Consider the following 20,724-nt stretch of genomic DNA (forward strand, 5'->3'; position numbering starts at 1 on the left):
ATACAAAAATCAAATCATATTATTAGACTCAATATTTGCATATTAGTCACATCATCTATTTACTTATGATGTGAAGCTCTGAGAAATTTTTATCAATTTCAAAAGAACTCGTTCCATTAGACTTCAGCTCTTTTAAAGAAATAATTTCATTATCTAACTGAATTTCACCTACTTCAAAAGGAAGCCCATGAATTTGAATCTTAAATGTATCGTATGGAGTAATAAATTTACCTTCTTTATGTTGGTTAATAATTAATTCTTTAGTTCTACCAGTTAAATTAAATGTTCTTAGACTAAAACGTCCTTTGGTATAATCAAAACCATCATTTGCATCACTAAATAGTTCGCTCTTTTCCTTACCTTTCTTATAGTAAACATCTAAAGTAATTTGCTTAATTTCCTTTTCGCCAACATACTGTTGAATTGGGTATTTAGGTATAATAGCACCTTCTTTTACGAAAACAGGCATGCTATCAATATCTGCATCTACCCACATTTCCTTACCACCTTTAACAATTTCATCAGTCCAGAAATTATACCAGTTCCCCTTAGGCACATACATTCTTCTGCCTTTGGCATTAGGCTCTAATATTGGACAAGCTAATATCTGTTCCCCAAATACAAACTCATCAGTCCTGTAATGTGTCTGTACATCATCTTGATCATATAAAACCAGAGACTTTAATAATGGTGTTCCATGGTCTACATAATTCCAGAATGCAGTATATAAATATGGCAATATCTGATATCGAATTTCAATAAATTTTCTAACAATATCTGTTACTTCTTCATCAAAAGCCCACGGTTCTTGGTCACCATGATCACCAGAAGAATGAACTCTAAAAAATGGATGAAAAATACCAAGTTGAATCCATCGTGTAAACAACTCTCCTTGTGGTTGCTCTGCAAAGCCACCTATATCACTACCAGCAAAAGAAAAACCAGACATAGCCATACGCTGTGCTTGGATATTAGCAATCCATAAATGCTCCCATGTTGCTACATTATCCCCTGTCCAGGTAGACGTATAACGCTGTGTACCCGAGTAAGCCGAACGCGTAATTACAAAAGGTCGTTTTGGATAAGAATATTTCTTTAATCCTTGGTATGTTGCTCTCGCCATTTGCATACCATAAATGTTATGGGCTTTTCTATGACTACATGGATTACCGTCATAATCATGGCGTACATCATCAGGAAATGTTTTATTTGGCACCTCCATGACTGCAGGCTCATTCATATCGTTCCAAACACCTTTTATACCAATGTCAGAAATTAATTCCTTGAATAAACCAGACCACCAATCTCTTACTTCAGGATTTGTGAAATCTGGGAAATAACATTCGCCAGGCCATACTTTACCTTTCATGTAATCTCCATCAGCGCGCTTACAGAAATAATCTTTTTCTAATGCTTCTTTAAAAACCGAATAGTCTTTATCTATTTTAATACCTGGATCAATAATAGCAACAGTTTTAAAACCATCATCCATTAACTCTTTTACCATTCTTTTTGGATCAGGAAAGTACTCTTTGTTCCAAGTAAAACAACGGAAACCTTCCATGTAATCAATATCTAAATAAATAGCATCACATGGAATCTGAAGTTTTCTAAATGTTGAGGTAATTTCTTTTACTTTGCTTTCAGGATAATAACTCCATTTACATTGATGAAAACCTAATGCCCAAAGTGGTGGCAGATGATGTGGTTTTCCTGTTAAATCTGTATAGCTTTCTACAACATCATTCATTTTTGGACCGTAGAAGAAATAATAATTCATTTCACCTCCTTGTGCCCAAAAGCTCGTTACATTTCTGCGCTCATGTGCAAAATCGAAAGAAGACATAAACGTATTATCAAAGAAAATTCCATAAGCCTTGCCATGATGCAAGCCAGTATAAAACGGAATAGCTTTATATATAGGGTCAGTATCTTTACCATAGGCATAAGAATCAGTTACCCAATTGCTGTAACGCTTGCCTTTTAGATTAAGATGATTGGGTTTATCTCCAAGCCCAAAGTAACTTTCCCCATCATTTGAGACCTTACTCATCTTAACAATATTACCACCAAACTCATAACTTTCTTCCCAATGGAAACCACTTTCATCTTGATTAATGAGTTTTCCATCCTTGGCATCGTAAATAGAAACTTTTAAATTGGCTTTAGAAATCTCACACCGTAATTTAGAAGTAGTTACTTCATAGCTTTCTTTTTTTTCTTTAATTTCTAATTTGTTATATCCAATACTTGCATGTTTTGTTATTGCATAAGAAAAATCTTTATCGAAATTGCCAACTGTGGTATATCTAAATCGAAGTAAACTGTCTCTTACGACTGTCAGCTCAAGGATGACATCATTATCTGTCGAAAAGTATAATTTATCAACATCTTTTTTGAAGTCTATTATTTTTGAAGGAAATAGATTCCCTTTATTTTCTAATTCTGTATTTACAATCATAGGTTAATTTTGCTAGCAAAAATTACTCGCAAAAAAAAGGAAAAAATAGAACTTCTGAAAGTCTTCTCTATGGTTATTAGTAATTGTTATTAACTATTCAGATTAAGTGTAAAATTTTACGATTATAGCAATTTTTACTAAATTTTTTATTAAAAATATATTAGTTAGTTCTAAAAAAATCGCCCAATTTTTAAATAATTACAAACCTAAAATCCAAACAATTATCATTTTTGTCTATTTGGAATACTTAAAAACCACCATTCCTAAAGGTGGAATATTAATATCTATAGAATGATCTCTAAAATGCCAAGCTTTAGCTTTCGTAGTTTTAATTTTGTTATTGAATTCTCCGCTACCAAAGTATTTTTTTAAATCACTATTAAAAACTTCTTTGAGCTTACCCTTTCTTGGTAATCCTAATTTGTAGTTTTCTTTAGGAACTGGCGTCATATTGCAAGCAATGATCAAATCATGCTTCTCATCGTTACCTTTTCTAATGTATGTAAATACTGAATTTTCAGAATCGTTATAGTCAATCCATTCAAAACCTTCTGCAGAAAATTGCTTTTGATAAAGTGCTGGCTCTTTTTTATAAAGCGCGTTTAAGTCTTTAAGTAACTCTTGTACGCCTTTATGAGGTTTGTATTGCAATAAATGCCAGTCTAGACTCTGTTGAAAATTCCACTCACCACTTTGTCCAAACTCTGCACCTTGAAACAATAGGTTAGTTCCTGGATGCGTAAACATGTAACTGTACAATAATCTCAAATTCGCAAAACGCTGCCATTCATCGCCTGGCATTCTACCTAAAATTGATTGTTTACCATAGACAACCTCATCATGACTTAATGGCAACATAAAATTCTCTGTAAATGCATAAGTCATAGAGAAGGTTAAATCATTTTGATGATGACTTCTATATATAGGTTCTTTTGCAAAATATTGAAGTGTATCGTGCATCCAACCCATCATCCATTTCATACCAAAACCTAAACCTCCCATAAAAGTTGGTTTAGATACCATAGGAAATGCCGTTGATTCTTCTGCAATGGTTTGAACATCTGGAAACGAAGAATAAACCGCTTCGTTCATTTCTCTCAAAAATGACATAGCTTCTAAGTTTTCTCTTCCACCATACATATTTGGTTCCCATTCACCATCTTCTCTACTATAATCTAAAAATAACATTGAAGCTACTGCATCTACTCTCAAACCGTCTGCATGATACTGATCTAACCAGAAAATAGCGTTGCTGATTAAAAATGACTTCACTTCATTACGTCCATAATTAAAAATTAAACTCTTCCAATCTTGATGATAGCCTTTTCTTGGATCTGGATGCTCATAGAGTGCAGAACCATCAAAGAATCCCAGTCCATGTGCATCTTCTGGAAAGTGAGATGGCACCCAATCGAGAATAATTCCGATATCGTTTTGATGCAATTTATCTACCAAGAGTTTAAATTCTTCTGGATAACCAAAACGCGATGTTGGTGCATAATAGCCAGTTACTTGGTAGCCCCAAGATGGATCATATGGAAACTCCATCACTGGCATCAACTCTACGTGAGTAAAGTTCATTTCCCTAACATAGGTCACTAATTCATCTGCCATTTCTACATAAGACAGATATCGACCTTCTTCAATATGTTTTTTCCAAGAGCCCAAATGAACTTCATAAACTGAGTATGGAGCATCCAAAGCATTATGCTTTTTACGTTTTTTCATCCATTTGCTATCCTTCCATGTGTAAGGCTCATCCCAAACAATTGAAGCTGTTTTAGGATTATGCTCTGCACGTCTAGCATAAGGATCTGCCTTCTCAGTTTTAATATCGTTATTGTTACTTTGTATTTTGTATTTGTATTTACTTCCTTTTCCCGCTCCAGGTATAAAACCTTCCCAAATTCCACTAGAATCCCATCTTACATTGAGTTGGTGCTCACCTTCTACCCAAAAATTAAAATCACCAATAACAGAGACATGTTTAGCACTTGGCGCCCAAACTGCAAAATAGACTCCTTTAACACCATCTATTGTAGTGATGTGAGATCCAAATTTTTCGTACAAACGATAATGCTTTCCAGCTTTAAAAAGGTTGATATCGAAATCTGTAAAACGACTGTGTACAATTACTTCTGCCATAAATTAGTTGTTAATGATATTTGAAATTCCCTTTAAAGGAATAACTGCCCATTTTGGTCGAGAATTTAGCTCATAGCCTAATTCATATACCGCTTTTTCGAGCATTGCATATTTTAAAAGAAAAATACGCTCTTGGTTGTAACCTATATTAAGATTTGCTTCCTGAACTTTAGCTACATAAGTTCCTAGAAAAACACTTTTTAGATATTGATAAAGAATTTCACCTGCTTCAAAAAGATGGTGTTGCTCATGTTTGTATAAATCTATATTATTAAAAATAGTCGCATAGATAGCGTAATGAAAAGAACGAAATAAGCCAGCAATATCTTTTAATGGTGGCTGCTTTACCTTACGGTCTCTAATGGTACTTTCTGGTTCGCCTTCAAAATCTAGAATATAAAAATCCTCATCTTTTACCAAAACTTGTCCTAAATGATAATCTCCATGAACTCTGATGCGTTCTCCTTTTAATTTCGTCCAATCGAAATCAACAAAGCGCTTTCTAATAATATTCTTTTGTTCTAAAAACTCATTTGCCAACTCTAAAGCTAGTCCTTCTAGTTTATGCAAATTATTCTCAATGGTGTTTAATCTATTTTGAAACTGATACAGTAGACGATTCTTCAGCCAAACCTCATAATCTCCATTAAAATGCGAAGGAGTAAATGACGTGTCTTCAAACTCACTACCTAGTGCGATGTGCATCTCTGCTGTTCGCTTTGCCAAAGTTTGAATTTTTGTAAAAACATTCAACCCAACCCAATCTATAATTTGTGCTGGTACATCTTTAATTTCTAACCGTCCATAATCTTCGGTTCTAGGTAATTTTGAAATGTCTATTCTCTTGTATTCTAAATTTGAAAATACTTTATGAAACTCCTCGAGCATATATTCCCATGCATCACCTTGGTTCTCAACCATCTCTTGCATTAAACCTATAGTGATATTTAGATTATCAGCATCTTTAATTTGAACACTTCCTAAATAAGCGGGTGTGTTTTTATAATCTTTCTTATCGGATAAGAAACGACTCATTTCGTAATCGGGATTGCGATCTGAATAAATTCGTCTGAAGAATTTTAAAACATACTTTTCATTATATACAATTGAAGTATTGCTTTGCTCCATACCCATATATCGGGATGATTCGTATTCGCAATCTTTAAAAAGTTCACTTTTATGATAGCGCACACGTGTTTTGTCTTTAGGGACAGCAGTTAATATACGTTCAAAAACAACTTTTCTAAAAGCTTCAAGATTTATAGCATCAATGATAAAGCCCTTTTGATTTTGAATACTTATTGGTAAGATACGATCATCTTTCGCAAAACTTTCATCAGAAACAAATGCAATAGGTAAGAAATAATGTTGATAGAAAGCTTCGGTAAAATTGACTTCTAAAATCAATCCATAATAAACTTCACCATCTTTTTGAATTCGAAAAGATTCAGCAAGTTCTATATATTTTAGCTTACTCGCTTTACCTCCATACCAACGTTGTTTTACAATATAGTCTTCGAGAACATCGGACAAAAACACTTTTATAAACTCTTTATTTTCTAAAAGTTCTTCCCACTTATCGTCAAAATTATATGGTGGTGGTTGTGTTATTGCTTTTGCTTCTTTATTTGCCATCCTATTTGCTTATCTTAAAGATGTGAAATGGAAGTGTTGGATGTAATTCTACAAAATTCCATTCGTTATGCCAGTTGTAACTACTTGCCGTAACTAAATCCTCTACTTGTACTCTGTGGCCAGCACTAATACCTAAGTCACTTAAAGGCAATTGTAAATTGGCTTGTTGTGCATAATATTGATCCAAGCTAATAATTATCAAAAGCTCATTGGTCTTAGCATCATTCCATTTATAAAATGCGATAAGGTTATCATTTTGAATCTCACAGAACTTAATATTATTGGTTTGCTGTAGTGCTTCATTTTGATGACGAATTGTATTAATTTTTGATATCAATAATGTCAATTTACTGACTTTAAACCAGTCGTAATGACAGATTTGAAATTTCTCAGACATATAATATTCCTCTTTCCCAGGAATAGCTTCGTCGATCATTTGTTCAAAAACAGGTCCATAAATACCAATACTCGAACTTAATGTTGCTGCCAATGCATAGCGCTGAAGATACTTAGATTCATTAGCCCCTTGCAAATGATATGGATTTATATCAGGAGTATTAGGCCAAAAATTAGGTTGCATATATTCGCGCTGATCAGTCTGAGTCAACTCGTTCATATACTCAATAAATTCGTGCTTTGTATTTCGCCAAGTAAAATAAGTATAGGATTGTGTATAACCCTGTTTTGCCAATTGCTCCATTACTTTTGGCTTGGTAAAAGCTTCCGCTAGGAACAATACATCTGGATGTTTTTTCTTTACATTATCAATCAACCAGTTCCAGAAATAATAAGGTTTGGTGTGTGGATTATCTACTCTAAAAACATTGACTCCACAATCTATCCAATACAACATGGTATCTAGACATTCTTTCCACAAATTTTTATAATCTTTACTTTCCCAATAAATAGGGAGAATATCTTGATATTTTTTTGGTGGATTCTCTGCATACTGTACAGTTCCATCTGGCCTCCATTTAAACCAATCTGGATTTGAGTCTACCCAAGGATGATCTGGTGCAGCTTGCAATGCATAATCCATAGCAATCTCTAAATTGAGTTCTTTTGCTTTTTTAACAAGTCGCTTAAAATCTTCTACAGAACCTAATTGCGGATGAATATCTTTATGTCCTCCATCCTTTGATCCGATTCCCCATGCAGAACCAACATCTCCTTTCTTTGCATCGGTTGTATTATTTTTTCCTTTTCGATTCACTTCACCAATTGGATGCACAGGAGGGAAATATAAGGTATCAAATCCCATTTGTGCTACTCTAGGTAATAGGCGTTCACAATCTTTAAATGTGCCATGTTGGCCTTCAACTTCAGATGCTGAACGTGGAAAAAACTCATACCAAGTGCTGAATCTCGCTTTCTTTCTATCAACGTAAACTTGAAGCTCTTTGGATTCGTTAGCCAAATCCTTTTCAGGATACTTTACAAATATGTTATGAAGTTTAGTGCTTATTGCTTCTTTAATAGCATCCTCGTACTTAATATCGTGTTTAAAGCTGTCAATACAATACTTTAAATAGTCTTTTTCTTCCTTAGTCCCTTTTTTTAATAAAGGCTCTAATAGCGTAATACCTTCTAGTAATTCTGATTTTACGTGTTGGTTATCAGCAATTTTACGTTCAATACCATGTTGCCAATTGAGTGCATGATCTACCCAACCTTGAACTTTGTAAGTATAGAAACCTTGCTTTTCAACAGAGAAAGAAGCTTTCCACTCATCGTTTCCAACATCATACATCCTAACTTCACTCCATCTTTTTGCCTTTTCGTGTTTAAATAAAACCGATGCAGCAATGACATCATGACCGTCTACAAGAACATGTGCATCTACATTTACAATTTCGTTTACAATACGTTTAATGAAAAATTCTCCACAGTTAATTTGAGGTTTAACTGAGTCGATAACAACTCGTCTCTGGTTTTGCATAGGGTTGGATAATTGAATAATACAAAAGCAAAACTAATAAAATTAGTATCACTTTTTGTTTTATATAATAGGAATTCTAAATTAAAATGTTAGAATTGGATAACTCATAAAAAAAAGGGTGTTTTCTACTGAATAATAGTACCTGAAGGTATATGAGCATCTTTCTTCACCACTACAATTCCATCCTTAACTAAATAACTCTTTGTTTCTTTGTCTTTGAGATTTTTTCCTCCATTAATTCTTACATCATCACCAATTCGACAATTTTTATCAAGAATTGCATTCTTTATAAAACAACGCTCACCTATACCCATAAATGTATCCACTTTCTTAGCTTGTACATCTTCTAAAGATTCATACTGACTATTTCCCATCATGTAACAATTTATAACAGTTGATTCAGCGCCAATTCTTGAGCGAATTCCAATTACAGAACGTTCTATTTTTGCAGCATGTATTAAACAACCATCTGCAATAACTGTACGATCTAATAATGTTCCCGAAATTTTAGAGGTTGGTAAAATCCTAGCATTAGTATAAATCCGTTGATCATTATCGTATAAATTAAACTGAGGTATTGCATCTGTTAACCCTAAATTAGCTTCAAAGAAAGAATCTATATTACCAATATCTGTCCAATAGCCTTCATATTGATAGCTTAGAGTTTTATGCTTTTTGATGGCCCCAGGAATTATTTCTTTACCAAAATCTACAGTTCCATCATCTTTCATCAGTTTAATTAACAAGTCTCTGTTAAAAATATAGATTCCCATGGATGCCAGATAGTGTCGCCCACTATTTTTCATGTCATCACTAACATTAGAAGTCCATTCTGGCAATAAAGATGCGTCTGGTTTTTCAATAAACGACTTAATGATATTATTCTCGTCCGTTTTCATTATTCCAAATGACGTAGCATCTTTAGCATCTACTGGATACGTAGCAATTGATATTTCGGCTCCACTTTCCTCATGTGCTTCAATCATTTCATTGAAGTCCATTTGGTATAACTGGTCTCCAGAGAGAATTAAAGCATACTCAAAATCATGTCTTAAAAAGTGATGCATACTCTGGCGCACTGCATCTGCTGTTCCTTGAAACCACTCACCACTACTAATAGTCTGTTCTGCAGCTAGTACATCTACAAAAGCAGAACTAAAAAAACTAAAATGATAGGTGTTTTTTATGTGTTTATTTAAGGAAGCCGAGTTAAACTGCGTTAATACAAACATACGTTTGATGTCTGAATTGATACAATTTGAAATTGGAATATCTACCAGTCGATATTTACCAGCAATTGGTACGGCTGGTTTAGAACGGCTTTCAGTTAAAGGATATAATCTTGAACCTTGACCACCTCCTAAAATAATACTTAAGACTTTGTTGTTTATCATTATTTAGCTATTAGAGATTTATATATTGTTTCTGTTTGTTTTGCAATGGCTCTCCAATCGAAAAATTCTTCAACGCGCTTTCGACCATTTTTCGCCATTTTATTTTGCAATGCTTTATCATTAATTACTCTATTAATGCCTTCTGCCAAATCTCTTGAAAATTGATCAGGATTTACAGGCTCAAAAGGTGCACTTGTTTGCTGTTCTAAACTAATTAATAATCCTGTTTCGCCTTCAACAACTACTTCCTTTATACCACCAACCGCACTTGCAACTACAGCTGTTTCACATGCCATTGCTTCTATGTTAATAATACCAAATGGTTCATAAATAGAAGGGCAACAAAATACATCTGCATGAGAATAGAGTTGAATGACATCTTTTTTATCGAGCATTTTATCTATCCAAATAATATTATCTCTTGTCTTAGAGGCTTCTTTAACAGCAGTTTCCATTTCTCTACCAATTCCTGGTGTATCTGGAGCTCCAGCACATAAAATTATTTGAGTGTCTTCATCAATATATTTGATTGCATTTACTAAATGTATGATTCCTTTTTGACGTGTAATTCTCCCAACAAATAACACATAAGGTTTGTTTTTATCAATTCCGTATTCGTCTAAAACTGAGGTTTCATTAACAACAACATATTGCTCTAAATCTATACCATTATAGACAACTTCAATTTTACTTTCGTCAACATCAAAATGCTTCAAAACATCATCCTTGGTCTCTTCAGATACAGCAATTAAGCAGTCTGCCATTTCTATAGCTGTTTTTTCAATCCAAGAAGATGCATCGTAACCTCTTCCTAATTGCTCTCTTTTCCATGGTCGCAACGGCTCTAAAGAATGTGTCGTAATAACTAAAGGTACCCCATAACATAATTTTGCCATAATGCCTGCAAAATGAGAATACCAGGTATGGCAATGCACAATATCAGCATCAATCTCATCGGAAGACATACTTAAACCAGTACTCAACGTTTTAAAAACCGCCTTTAATTTGTCATTCGCATTATCGAAAGTTGAATTTTCAAAAGGAAAACCTTTTACACTCAAGTTGTTGTTTGAAATATCTTGGTCACCAAATGCTCTGACCTCCATTTCCATTAATTTAGCAAGCTCACCTGCCAAATATTCAACATGTACTCCTGCTCCACCATAAACGTAAGGTGGGAATTCTCTTGTAAAAAATAATGCCTTCATTAATTATCAGTACTGTAAATTATTAATTTAGTTAAGATCTTTAAAAAAATGATAGTAGATGGGAATATCGATTAAATTTAAGACAAATTATTTAAACTCTACCGTGATACATGAAAAAATATCGATCTGAAAAATTAAATCGATTTCGTAATGAATTAATATCGTTTTCGACCTAATTTAATATCAAAAAAGCATTAAATTTATAACATGAGAAAAATCATATCACTATTCGTTTTAGCTTTATTTTTTAGCTGTAACAGTTCAGCTCAAAAAAATGAGACCAAAGAAAAAGAAACTTTTGCTGTTACAAAGACAGATAAAGAGTGGAAAGAACAACTCACTGAAAAACAATATTATGTTTTAAGAGAAGCTGGTACTGAACGTCCTTTTTCTAGTGCATTAAATAAGAACTATGAAAAAGGGGTTTATCATTGTGCGGCATGTGACACCCCTTTATTTAAAAGTGAACATAAATTTGATTCTGGTACGGGTTGGCCAAGTTTTGATAGAGAAATAGAAGGTAATGTAGCTTATGGCACAGACAATAAGTTAGGTTACAGTAGAGACGAAGAACATTGTGCTACATGCGGAGGTCATTTAGGACACATTTTTAATGATGGCCCAAAAGAAACTACAGGAAAACGTCATTGTATAAATGGAGTCGCTTTAAAGTTTGTTCCATCTGAAGAATAAAATTTTCAGAATAATACAAAAGCCAAATAGCGATATAATATCTAACTATTCTAAATTCTAGTATAATAGATATTGTATCGCTAATTTTATAGTGCAAATGCAAGTCATATGGAACAGTCTTATTTAACTAGTGCAATTAAGCAATTTGAATACTATAAAAGTCTTGGAGATAAAACCATAGAACAAATTCCATGGGAAGATCTGCAAAAGGAATTTGCTGAAGACTCTAACTCAATTTCAATTATTGTAAAACATATAGTCGGCAATATGCTGAGCCGTTGGACTAACTTTTTAACAGAAGATGGAGAAAAGGAATGGAGAAAACGTGATGAAGAGTTTCTAGACACATTTACATCGAAAGCAGAGTTACTAGAAGCTTGGAATAAAGGTTGGAATTGTTTGTTTGAAGCCATTAGACCCTTAGCGACAAGGGATTTAGACAAAGTTATCTACATTAGAAACCAAGGCCATTCAGTAACTGAAGCCATTAACAGGCAAATGATGCATTATGCTTATCACGTCGGACAAATTGTTTTTATCGGAAAATTAGTTAAAGGTGAAAAATGGAAGTCTCTATCAATTGCTAAGGGAAAATCTAAAGCTTACAATAAAACAAAGTTTAACCAAGATAAAAGTCGTAGGCATTTTACAGATGATCTTTAATAACATTCAATTATTAAAACCAATTTCTTAATACTAAGAATAGAAATTTTAATAGAGTTTTAGATTAAAACGCTTTTCTTCAAGGAATTTAGATTTTAGTATTTGGAATTTCATATTTTTGTAATTCGAAAAATTCAACTAAAAAAACTTACGCATGAGTAAATACGATATCATAGTGTTAGGAAGTGGTCCTGGTGGCTACGTAACTGCAATTAGAGCATCGCAATTAGGGTTTAAAACTGCTGTTGTAGAAAAAGAAAGCCTTGGTGGTGTGTGCTTAAATTGGGGATGTATTCCAACAAAAGCCCTTTTAAAATCTGCTCAAGTTTTTGAATATTTAAAGCACGCCGAAGATTATGGACTAAAAGTAAAAGATGCTGAGCACGATTTTGACGCCGTTGTAAAACGTAGTCGTGGTGTGGCAGATGGCATGAGTAATGGCGTTAAATTTTTAATGAAAAAAAACAAAATCGATGTTATAGAAGGTTTTGGAAAATTAAAAACAGGAAAGAAAATCGATGTTGACGGAAAAGAATATTCCGCTGATAATATCATCATAGCAACAGGAGCAAGATCTCGTGAATTACCAAGTTTACCTCAAGATGGTAAAAAAGTAATTGGTTACAGACAAGCAATGACTTTAGATAAGCAACCAAAAAAGATGATTGTTGTTGGTTCTGGAGCGATTGGTGTAGAGTTTGCTTATTTCTATAACTCTATGGGAACTGAAGTTACGATTGTAGAATATTTAGACAAAATTGTACCTGTAGAGGATGACGAAGTCTCTAAACAATTAGAACGCAGCTTCAAAAAATCTGGAATAAAAATTATGACATCTGCAGAAGTAACTTCTGTAGATACCTCTGGAAAAGGTGTAAAAGCTACTGTGAAAACTAAAAAAGGAGAAGAAACATTAGAAGCTGATATTGTATTATCTGCTGTTGGTATTAAATCTAATATTGAGAATATAGGATTAGGAGATGTTGGTATCGCTGTTGATAGGGATAAAATTTTAGTAAACGATTATTATCAAACTAATATTCCCGGTTATTATGCCATAGGAGATGTTACTCCAGGGCAAGCATTAGCACACGTTGCTTCGGCTGAAGGTATACTTTGTGTAGAAAAAATTGCTGGTCAACATGTTGAAGCTTTAGACTATGGTAACATTCCTGGTTGCACCTATTGTTCTCCTGAGATTGCCTCAGTTGGTTTAACTGAAGCACAAGCAAAAGAACAAGGTTTAGATGTAAAGATTGGAAAATTCCCATTCTCTGCGTCTGGTAAGGCAAGTGCTGGTGGAAATAAAGATGGTTTTGTAAAAGTGATTTTTGATGCAAAATATGGCGAATGGCTAGGTTGTCACATGATTGGTGCTGGTGTTACAGATATGATTGCTGAAGCGGTTTTAGGCCGTAAACTTGAAACTACAGGACACGAAGTATTAAAAGCTGTACATCCTCACCCAACAATGAGTGAAGCAGTTATGGAAGCTGTTGCAGCTGCTTATGACGAAGTTATTCATTTATAAAAAAGAGCCCATCCTGGCCTTCCCAGAGGGAAGGAACTTTTACTCGGATGGTCTATAATTGGAAATATAAAAAAATGCGATTCGTTTGAATCGCATTTTTTTGCTTAAAACTTAAATCCAGACTTAAAACTAAAACTCGCTGGCAACTCGTAATTGTAGTGATAAGGATTATCGACTTGTTTTAACTGGTAGTCGAATACGGCTTGAAAATAAGTGTTTTCATTGTAGTCGTATTGTAAACCAAAACTTGTAGATAGTCCTAGATCTTGAGATCCACTATTTAGGTCTCTATGAATATCAAATTTAGCACCAGCTAAAATGCTCAACTTATCGTTTATACTATACCTGAGATATACAGGAACCTCTTTGACTGTATTAATCAGATTAAAATAATCATTTTGACTCATGGTTAAGAATAAATTATCGTTTATTCTAAAACCTTTAACAGTTAAATCCCATTTTTGAGTAACAAGGTTATCTTGAAATACTTTGAATTGATGACTACTTCGTTGCTGTTGAGAAAAAGCAAAATTAGAAAGTATAAATATTGTAAAAATAAACCGCATAACAATTAATATCAATGAGTTAGATTGTAAATTTACCAACTCTAACTGTTAAATAGTTATAAGCAATTCAGAAAAGATAGTTAATATTAAATAGGAACCTATAGTTTATAACCCAACCCTAAAAATATAATATTTGGAGAAAGTTCTTCAAAACCAAGAGTATACTTCATATGAATACTTAATTTATAAGACAAATTATAATCTAAACTTATATCTGCTCTAACTTTAAAATTAGCATTTACAACATCAAAGAAATAATTTAAACTAGGTCCTACAAGAATATGAAAGTTATTGTTAATATCGTATTTTAAATACATAGGTGCATTCAAAAATTCGAACTCTCCTACTCCCTTGTATAATAGTTCTGGCTGAAAGTGAAATCCATTATCAATTTTTATATCTACAAATACACCACCATAGTAACCTATTTCTGTATCTGGGTTTGTTCCAAAATCTCCCTCAGTAACTTTAAAAAAGGTGAAATTTAAACCTCCTTTAATACCAAACTCAGTTTGCGCTGTTGCCGTAAGACTAATTAGTAATAACGCAAAAATAAATACAAAGGTCTTTTTCATACTCAATCGATAAAACTATTAATTGCTAGCTCATAACTCTGTAAACCAAATCCAAGCACTACTCCTCTAGCGTTTGGTGAAATATATGATTGATGTCTAAACTCTTCTCTAGAAAAGGTATTAGAAATGTGTACTTCAATAACTGGAGTTGTTATCGCTTTAACAGCATCACCAATTCCAACTGACGTATGGGTATATGCTGCCGCATTTAAAATTATACCATCATAAGAAAATCCAACCTCTTGTATTTTATCTATGAGTTCACCTTCAACATTAGACTGAAAATACTCAAGTGAAACATTTGGATATTTTTTTACAATAGTATCAAAAAACTCAGTAAAGCTTAAATTACCGTATATATTGGTTTCTCGCTTACCTAATAAGTTTAGATTTGGACCATTTATAATGATAAGTTTTTTCATGTGTTTATTGTTATTGTTTTTTATTGTCACATGCAGTTCGCTCATGAAACATAAGCATAAATATAATAGTTTTGTTTTTCGCTCGGGTCATAAGGTAAATATATGAAAATAGCGCATAAAAAAACCGAAGTAAATACTTCGGTTTTTTTAATATTCTTTTAACAGCTAGAAGAAATAACCAAGACCTATCTGAATGACACTATTCTTATACTCAGCCCCGTCAGTTTCAAAACCATCAGCATCTATATTATCTGATAAACCTAAATTATAACGTGCTGAAAAATTTAATCCACTATCAAGTTTATAACCAAGTCCAAAATTAACTCCAAAATCAGTGCTTTTTAGGAAGTCTTTGATATCATCCTCCTGATCTTCATACTCATCTTTAGCACTCAAAAGAAATCCAATCTGTGGTCCGGCCTCAATACTAAAGCCTTCAGCCACATAATATTTTGCCATTAATGGAACATTTAAGTAATTTACTTTAACCGTACCTTCAAAATCTTCTCCGTCAAAGTCTTCAGAGTAATCTGATCCTTGAGAAGAAAACAATAGTTCTGGTTGAAATGAGAATTGCTCTGAAATTTGTATTTCTGCAACCGCACCAAAGAATAATGATGTTCTACCATCAAAGCTATCTACAATCTCACCTGAAATATCGGATAAGTTAACACCTGCTTTAGCACCAAAACTAACCTGTGCATTTACAACAGCAATACCAAAAAACGCTGTAACAAAAAATAATAGTACTTTTTTCATAATAATAGTTTATTGATTAATACTATGCAAAGCTAGAAGTAGTTTAAATCTGTTACAATGATATCGGTCAGTCTATATTTGTTAGTTAGAATGCGTCTATTTTAAAATTTATATCATAAAAAAACCGAAGCGTTAACTTCGGTAGATTTTATAGTTTAAGTTAATTTTAGAAGCGATAACCTAAACCTATTTGAAGGTAATTTAATTTCGCTTTAATGTTGAAATCTTCGAAATCCTCGAAATCTACTAAATCTCCATCGAGTCTGTCTGAAATTCCAAGAGAATACCGTATATCGATAAAAACTTCTTGAGAAATCTCATATGATGCACCAAGAGCTAAACCAAGACCAAATCTCTTTAAACCTTCAGAATCTTCCTTATTAAGTAAATAGTCAAATTGGGGTCCAGCATATAGACTTAATTCATTATTAACTTTCAACTTTGCAAGAACTGGAACCAGAAATATACTGCTACTTTCACCATCTTGACTGAAATTTGAAAAGACTAACTCTGGTTGTAAATTAAATTTATCAGATAATTCTATTTCAGTAAAAACTCCGATATAAAAACCTGAAATATTGTCTGATCCAGAGACGCCATCTACTTTTACTTTGGCAATAAATGAGGAATAACCTGCTCTTATACCAAATTGTTGATTTGAATTTGAGGTAGAATCATCTTGAGCGTTAAGATTAACGAAGGCTAAAAATGTGATTACAACTGATAGAACTATTTTTTTCATATTAATAGATTATTGATTTGATTAAGACTTCAAATGTAAGATTTAGATCATAACCAATTACAATTAGTACGTTAACTTTTATAACATTTAGTCGATATTTTAATAAAAAAAAGAGGCAATTTGCCTCTTTTTAAAATATCAAAATTTTTTAGCTTAGAATCTGTATCCTACACCAATATAAAAACCGCTAAGGTTAGCAGATACACCACTTGGTGCGTCCTCAACTAAATTCGCTAATCCAAGACTATATCTTGCTTCAACTAAGAATTCTTCTGAAATATTGTAAGCTGCACCAGCTTCAATACCATAATTAAAAGAACTTAATCCCTCAGTTGATTCTGTAAGAATACCCAATGCAGGTCCAGCTAAAACGCTGAAATCTTCAGACACAGAAAAATTAGCCATTAAAGGAATATGAATTTCTCCACCATCAGAAATGATTACATACATTATTTCTGGCTGAAATGTAAAGGCATCAGAAACTTCAAATTGACCAAAAACACCTACGTAAAATCCAGTTTCAGAAGCAGTAACGCTAAATCCATCAGATTTCACCTTACTTGATGCTAAATCAATACCAGCTTTGGCACCAAAAGATTGTGCATTAACACTTGTAAAAGCAAATACTGCAACCGCAGCACATAAAAATAATTTTTTCATAATATTTAAGTTTTAAAATTGATTAGTACAAACTAAAGGCTTTTTTTTTAAATATTAAGACTTTTGAGTACAGTTATTAACAATTTTGTAAACATTTACGTTTAAAATTATGTAAACCAGTATTTTACAATATATGTTATTAACAATTTAGTGTTAACTATGCTCTAATCCGTAGAGATTTCTATAATTTATAGGCTATTAATCACTATTTTTAACCATGAAATGGCATCAAGCAATAGTTGATTATAAACATTACTTACAAATAGAGCGTGGATTGTCAAAAAACTCTATTGAAAATTATAGCTACGATATAAAAAAGCTTATTCATTATTTAGAGAAAAATTCTATTTCGGCTTCACCTATTACTATTGATAATGAGATTGTTAAAGAATTTATATATGCCATTTCAAAATCTATTAATACAAGATCACAGGCACGATTAATCTCTGGTCTGCGTAACTTCTTTGACTATTTAATTTTTGAAAATTATAGAAAAACAAATCCCTTAGACCTAATTGAGTCGCCACGAATTGGAAGAAAATTGCCAGATACATTATCAGTTAATGATATAGACCATTTAATAAATGCTATAGATTTGAGCTATCAGTATAATGGTGTAAACCTCGGCGAACGAAATAGAGCAATAATTGAAACTTTATATAGTTGCGGTCTTAGAGTAAGCGAACTCATAGAACTTAAAATTTCGGATTTATTTTTTGACGAAGGTTTTATTAAAGTTACTGGTAAAGGCGATAAGCAGCGTTTTGTACCTATCGGCTTAAATACGCAAAAGTACATTACTATTTGGAAGGATATAAGAAGTCATATCAAAGTAGATGTGAGCTCTAAAGATACTCTATTCTTAAATTATAAAGGAAAAAAACTAACACGTGCTATGATTTTTACAATCATAAAAAAGCTAGTTGAAAAGTCTGGCTTAAATAAAAACGTCTCACCTCATACCTTTAGACATTCATTCGCAACACATTTGCTTGAAAACGGAGCTGATTTAAGAGCTATTCAAATGATGCTTGGACATGAAAGTATTACAACCACAGAAATTTATATGCATTTAGATCGTTCGCACTTGAGCGATGTCTTAAATAAATTTCATCCTAGAAAATAAAAAAAGACCATCTATTTCTAGATCGCCTTTTAATATATAAAACCAATAATATTTACTTTGCAATATTTATTGCCCTTGTCTCTCTAATCACAGTAACCTTTACTTGTCCAGGATAGGTCATATCAGTTTGAATCTTCTGAGAGATTTCAAAAGATAAGCTTGCAGCTTTATCATCAGACACCTTCTCACTTTCCACTATAACACGAAGTTCTCTACCAGCTTGTATAGCGTAAGCTTTTTTAACACCTGTAAACCCAAAAGCAACATCTTCTAAATCTTTAAGACGTTGTATGTATGAGTCTAAGACTTGGCGTCTTGCTCCAGGTCTTGCTCCAGATATAGCATCACAAACCTGAATAATAGGTGATAATAATGTCGTCATTTCTATTTCGTCGTGGTGCGCTCCAATAGCATTGCAAACTTCTGGTTTTTCACCATGCTTTTCTGCCCATTGCATACCCAAAATAGCATGAGGTGTTTCTATATCTGCTTCAGATGAAGGTACTTTTCCTATATCGTGTAATAATCCTGCGCGTTTTGCCAACTTAGGATTCAAACCTAACTCAGCAGCCATGACACCACAAAGTTTAGCAACTTCTCTAGAGTGTTGCAATAGGTTTTGCCCATAAGACGAGCGGTATTTCATACGACCTACCATTTTAATCAATTCAGGGTTTAATCCATGAATTCCTAAATCGATTACAGTGCGCTTACCAACTTCTATAATTTCTTGCTCAATTTGCTTCTCTGTTTTCCTTACAATTTCTTCAATACGTGCTGGATGTATTCTACCATCTGTTACTAATTTATGTAATGACAGTCTCGCTATCTCACGTCTTACAGAGTCAAAGCACGATAGAATAATAGCTTCTGGTGTATCATCTACAATAATCTCAACACCAGTTGCAGCTTCTATGGCTCTAATGTTTCGTCCTTCTCTACCAATGATTCTTCCTTTAACATCATCAGATTCTATATTAAAAACAGACACGCAATTGTCAATAGCTTCCTCTGTTCCTATACGTTGTATGGTATTAATAATAATTTTCTTGGCTTCTTGTTGAGCAGTTAATTTTGCTTCCTCTACGCGATCTTGTATAAAACCCATTGCGTCAGTTTTAGCTTCCTCTTTTAAAGATTCAACTAATTGCTCTTTGGCTTCCTCAGCGGATAAAGAAGAAATAACTTCTAGCTGTTTTATTTGGCTTTTGTGTGCCTTATCTAGTTCATCTTTTTTCTTTTCTACAAACTCAAGTCTAAAATCGTAGTCTTTGATTTTAGATTCTAAAGATTGATTGGCTTTTTTAGATTTAGAAAGCTCATTTGAAATTTGAGATTCTTTATCTCTGATGCGCTTTTCGGCATCAGCCATTTTTTTATCACGAGACAAAATAACTTTTTCGTGCTCTGCTTTTAACTCAATAAACTTTTCTTTTGCTTGAAGTATTTTATCTTTTTTTAAAGATTCTGCGTCAGATTTTGCTTGTTTTAATATAGTCTTTGCTTCATTTTCTGCATTTGATATTAGTTTTGAAGATTTACCTTTCTCCAATGATTTTGCTATAATATATCCGAGTATTAGTCCTAATACTACTCCTCCAACAATATATAAAATTGTGTTAGTGTCCATGTTTATTATTTAGTTTATAGTTGATAGGTATACATTTTTAAGATTCCGACCTAACGTGGGAATAAAAAAAAGCCTACATCAGTTATCGGTTTTGTATAAACTCCTTAAAAACAAGTTTAGGGCTAACAAGCTGATCAAAAATCCGCCTGAGATACTGAAACAAGTTCAGCACTAGCGGCCCGATTTTACAACTTCAACTCACCCTTTTTAAAGAATTAACGTTGAGTTTATCAAAAAATGTAACTAATGTAGGCAGTAACCTTTTATTTTAAAGAACGTACGAGTTAAATATGTGATTTCAAAAGTTCATTTAAAGCTTCTAACTTTTCCTGAACTTCTTCATTTACATACTCTTTATCTATTGACTTTTGCTCTACTTGAGCTGCAAATTGCAAGGCACACATGGCCAAAACATCTTGCTTATCTCTAACAGAGTAATTCTGCTCAAACTGTCCAATCATAGCCTCAATTTTCTTTGAGGCTTTGCGTAAACCTTCTTCCTGAATTGGATTAATCGTTAATGGATAAACCCTATTTGCTATAGAAAGTTTAATTTTTAATTGTTCTGGCATTTA

General features: G+C 33.0%; 18 protein-coding genes and 1 other RNA gene. 4 read left to right on the plus strand and 15 right to left on the minus strand.

The window, feature by feature from the left end; all coding sequences use genetic code 11:
* Positions 1-55: 55 nt before the first annotated feature.
* The 6 genes from SJY34_RS06085 to glgA all read right to left on the minus strand — a co-directional run bounded on the left by SJY34_RS06085 (position 56) and on the right by glgA (position 10,782).
* The gene (locus SJY34_RS06085; protein WP_400080060.1) at positions 56-2,461 is read right to left on the minus strand and encodes a TIM-barrel domain-containing protein; all 2,406 of its coding nucleotides are present in this window, start codon (positions 2,459-2,461) and stop codon (positions 56-58) included.
* Between the two features lie 234 nt (positions 2,462-2,695).
* Entirely contained in the window at positions 2,696-4,606 is a 1,911-nt protein-coding gene (gene glgB, locus SJY34_RS06090; protein WP_400080062.1) for a 1,4-alpha-glucan branching protein GlgB, read from the minus strand.
* 3 nt (positions 4,607-4,609) lie between these two features.
* Complete coding sequence (locus tag SJY34_RS06095) at positions 4,610-6,241, minus strand: maltokinase N-terminal cap-like domain-containing protein (protein WP_400080065.1); 1,632 nt, start codon at positions 6,239-6,241, stop codon at positions 4,610-4,612.
* Position 6,242: 1 nt separating this feature from the next.
* Positions 6,243-8,180, minus strand: a complete 1,938-nt coding sequence (locus SJY34_RS06100; RefSeq protein WP_400080068.1) for an alpha-1,4-glucan--maltose-1-phosphate maltosyltransferase — start codon at positions 8,178-8,180, stop codon at positions 6,243-6,245.
* 125 nt (positions 8,181-8,305) lie between these two features.
* A complete protein-coding gene (locus SJY34_RS06105) occupies positions 8,306-9,574 on the minus strand; it encodes a glucose-1-phosphate adenylyltransferase (protein ID WP_400080071.1) in 1,269 nt (422 codons plus the stop codon).
* Positions 9,574-10,782 (minus strand): glycogen synthase, encoded by a 1,209-nt coding sequence (glgA, locus tag SJY34_RS06110; RefSeq protein ID WP_400080073.1) that lies wholly within the window; start codon positions 10,780-10,782, stop codon positions 9,574-9,576. The genes SJY34_RS06105 and glgA overlap by 1 nt, the downstream gene beginning before the upstream one ends.
* A gap of 207 nt (positions 10,783-10,989) precedes the next feature.
* Here glgA and msrB point away from each other — a divergent pair, with 207 nt between their 5' ends.
* The 3 genes from msrB (at position 10,990) to lpdA (ending at position 13,669) form a co-directional block, all read left to right on the plus strand.
* Positions 10,990-11,475, plus strand: a complete 486-nt coding sequence (gene msrB, locus SJY34_RS06115) for a peptide-methionine (R)-S-oxide reductase MsrB (protein WP_400080075.1) — start codon at positions 10,990-10,992, stop codon at positions 11,473-11,475.
* Between the two features lie 108 nt (positions 11,476-11,583).
* The gene (locus SJY34_RS06120) at positions 11,584-12,138 is read left to right on the plus strand and encodes a DinB family protein (protein ID WP_400080078.1); all 555 of its coding nucleotides are present in this window, start codon (positions 11,584-11,586) and stop codon (positions 12,136-12,138) included.
* Between the two features lie 154 nt (positions 12,139-12,292).
* A complete protein-coding gene (lpdA, locus tag SJY34_RS06125; protein WP_400080081.1) occupies positions 12,293-13,669 on the plus strand; it encodes a dihydrolipoyl dehydrogenase in 1,377 nt (458 codons plus the stop codon).
* Positions 13,670-13,773: 104 nt separating this feature from the next.
* On the opposite strand, the gene SJY34_RS06130 is transcribed toward lpdA, so the two are convergent.
* The 6 genes from SJY34_RS06130 to SJY34_RS06155 form a co-directional block, all read right to left on the minus strand.
* Positions 13,774-14,235, minus strand: a complete 462-nt coding sequence (locus tag SJY34_RS06130) for a hypothetical protein (RefSeq protein WP_400080083.1) — start codon at positions 14,233-14,235, stop codon at positions 13,774-13,776.
* A 98-nt stretch (positions 14,236-14,333) separates the two neighbouring features.
* Positions 14,334-14,810 carry an outer membrane beta-barrel protein gene (locus tag SJY34_RS06135; protein WP_400080086.1) on the minus strand — a complete coding sequence of 159 codons (477 nt, stop codon included), beginning with the start codon at positions 14,808-14,810 and terminating at the stop codon, positions 14,334-14,336.
* A gap of 2 nt (positions 14,811-14,812) precedes the next feature.
* On the minus strand, positions 14,813-15,232 hold the full coding sequence (gene aroQ, locus SJY34_RS06140) for a type II 3-dehydroquinate dehydratase (protein WP_400080088.1): 420 nt from the start codon (positions 15,230-15,232) through the stop codon (positions 14,813-14,815).
* Positions 15,233-15,397: 165 nt separating this feature from the next.
* Positions 15,398-15,991, minus strand: coding sequence for a porin family protein (locus SJY34_RS06145; protein WP_400080091.1), 594 nt, complete (start codon positions 15,989-15,991; stop codon positions 15,398-15,400).
* 166 nt (positions 15,992-16,157) lie between these two features.
* A complete protein-coding gene (locus SJY34_RS06150; RefSeq protein ID WP_400080094.1) occupies positions 16,158-16,733 on the minus strand; it encodes an outer membrane beta-barrel protein in 576 nt (191 codons plus the stop codon).
* Positions 16,734-16,886: 153 nt separating this feature from the next.
* Entirely contained in the window at positions 16,887-17,393 is a 507-nt protein-coding gene (locus tag SJY34_RS06155; RefSeq protein ID WP_400080097.1) for a porin family protein, read from the minus strand.
* A gap of 217 nt (positions 17,394-17,610) precedes the next feature.
* On the opposite strand from SJY34_RS06155, the gene xerA reads away from it, so the two are divergent.
* On the plus strand, positions 17,611-18,519 hold the full coding sequence (xerA, locus tag SJY34_RS06160; RefSeq protein ID WP_400080099.1) for a site-specific tyrosine recombinase/integron integrase: 909 nt from the start codon (positions 17,611-17,613) through the stop codon (positions 18,517-18,519).
* A 52-nt stretch (positions 18,520-18,571) separates the two neighbouring features.
* Here the strand turns inward: xerA and rny are convergent, their stop codons facing one another.
* The 3 genes from rny to SJY34_RS06175 all read right to left on the minus strand — a co-directional run bounded on the left by rny (position 18,572) and on the right by SJY34_RS06175 (position 20,721).
* Positions 18,572-20,149 carry a ribonuclease Y gene (gene rny, locus SJY34_RS06165; protein WP_400080102.1) on the minus strand — a complete coding sequence of 526 codons (1,578 nt, stop codon included), beginning with the start codon at positions 20,147-20,149 and terminating at the stop codon, positions 18,572-18,574.
* A 97-nt stretch (positions 20,150-20,246) separates the two neighbouring features.
* Positions 20,247-20,376: non-coding RNA, 6S RNA (ssrS, locus tag SJY34_RS06170), on the minus strand.
* 57 nt (positions 20,377-20,433) lie between these two features.
* Complete coding sequence (locus SJY34_RS06175) at positions 20,434-20,721, minus strand: cell division protein ZapA (RefSeq protein ID WP_400080105.1); 288 nt, start codon at positions 20,719-20,721, stop codon at positions 20,434-20,436.
* Between the last annotated feature and the right edge of the window lie 3 nt (positions 20,722-20,724).

It is taken from the genome of Winogradskyella sp. R77965, assembly GCF_044594915.1.
GTDB lineage: Bacteria > Bacteroidota > Bacteroidia > Flavobacteriales > Flavobacteriaceae > Winogradskyella.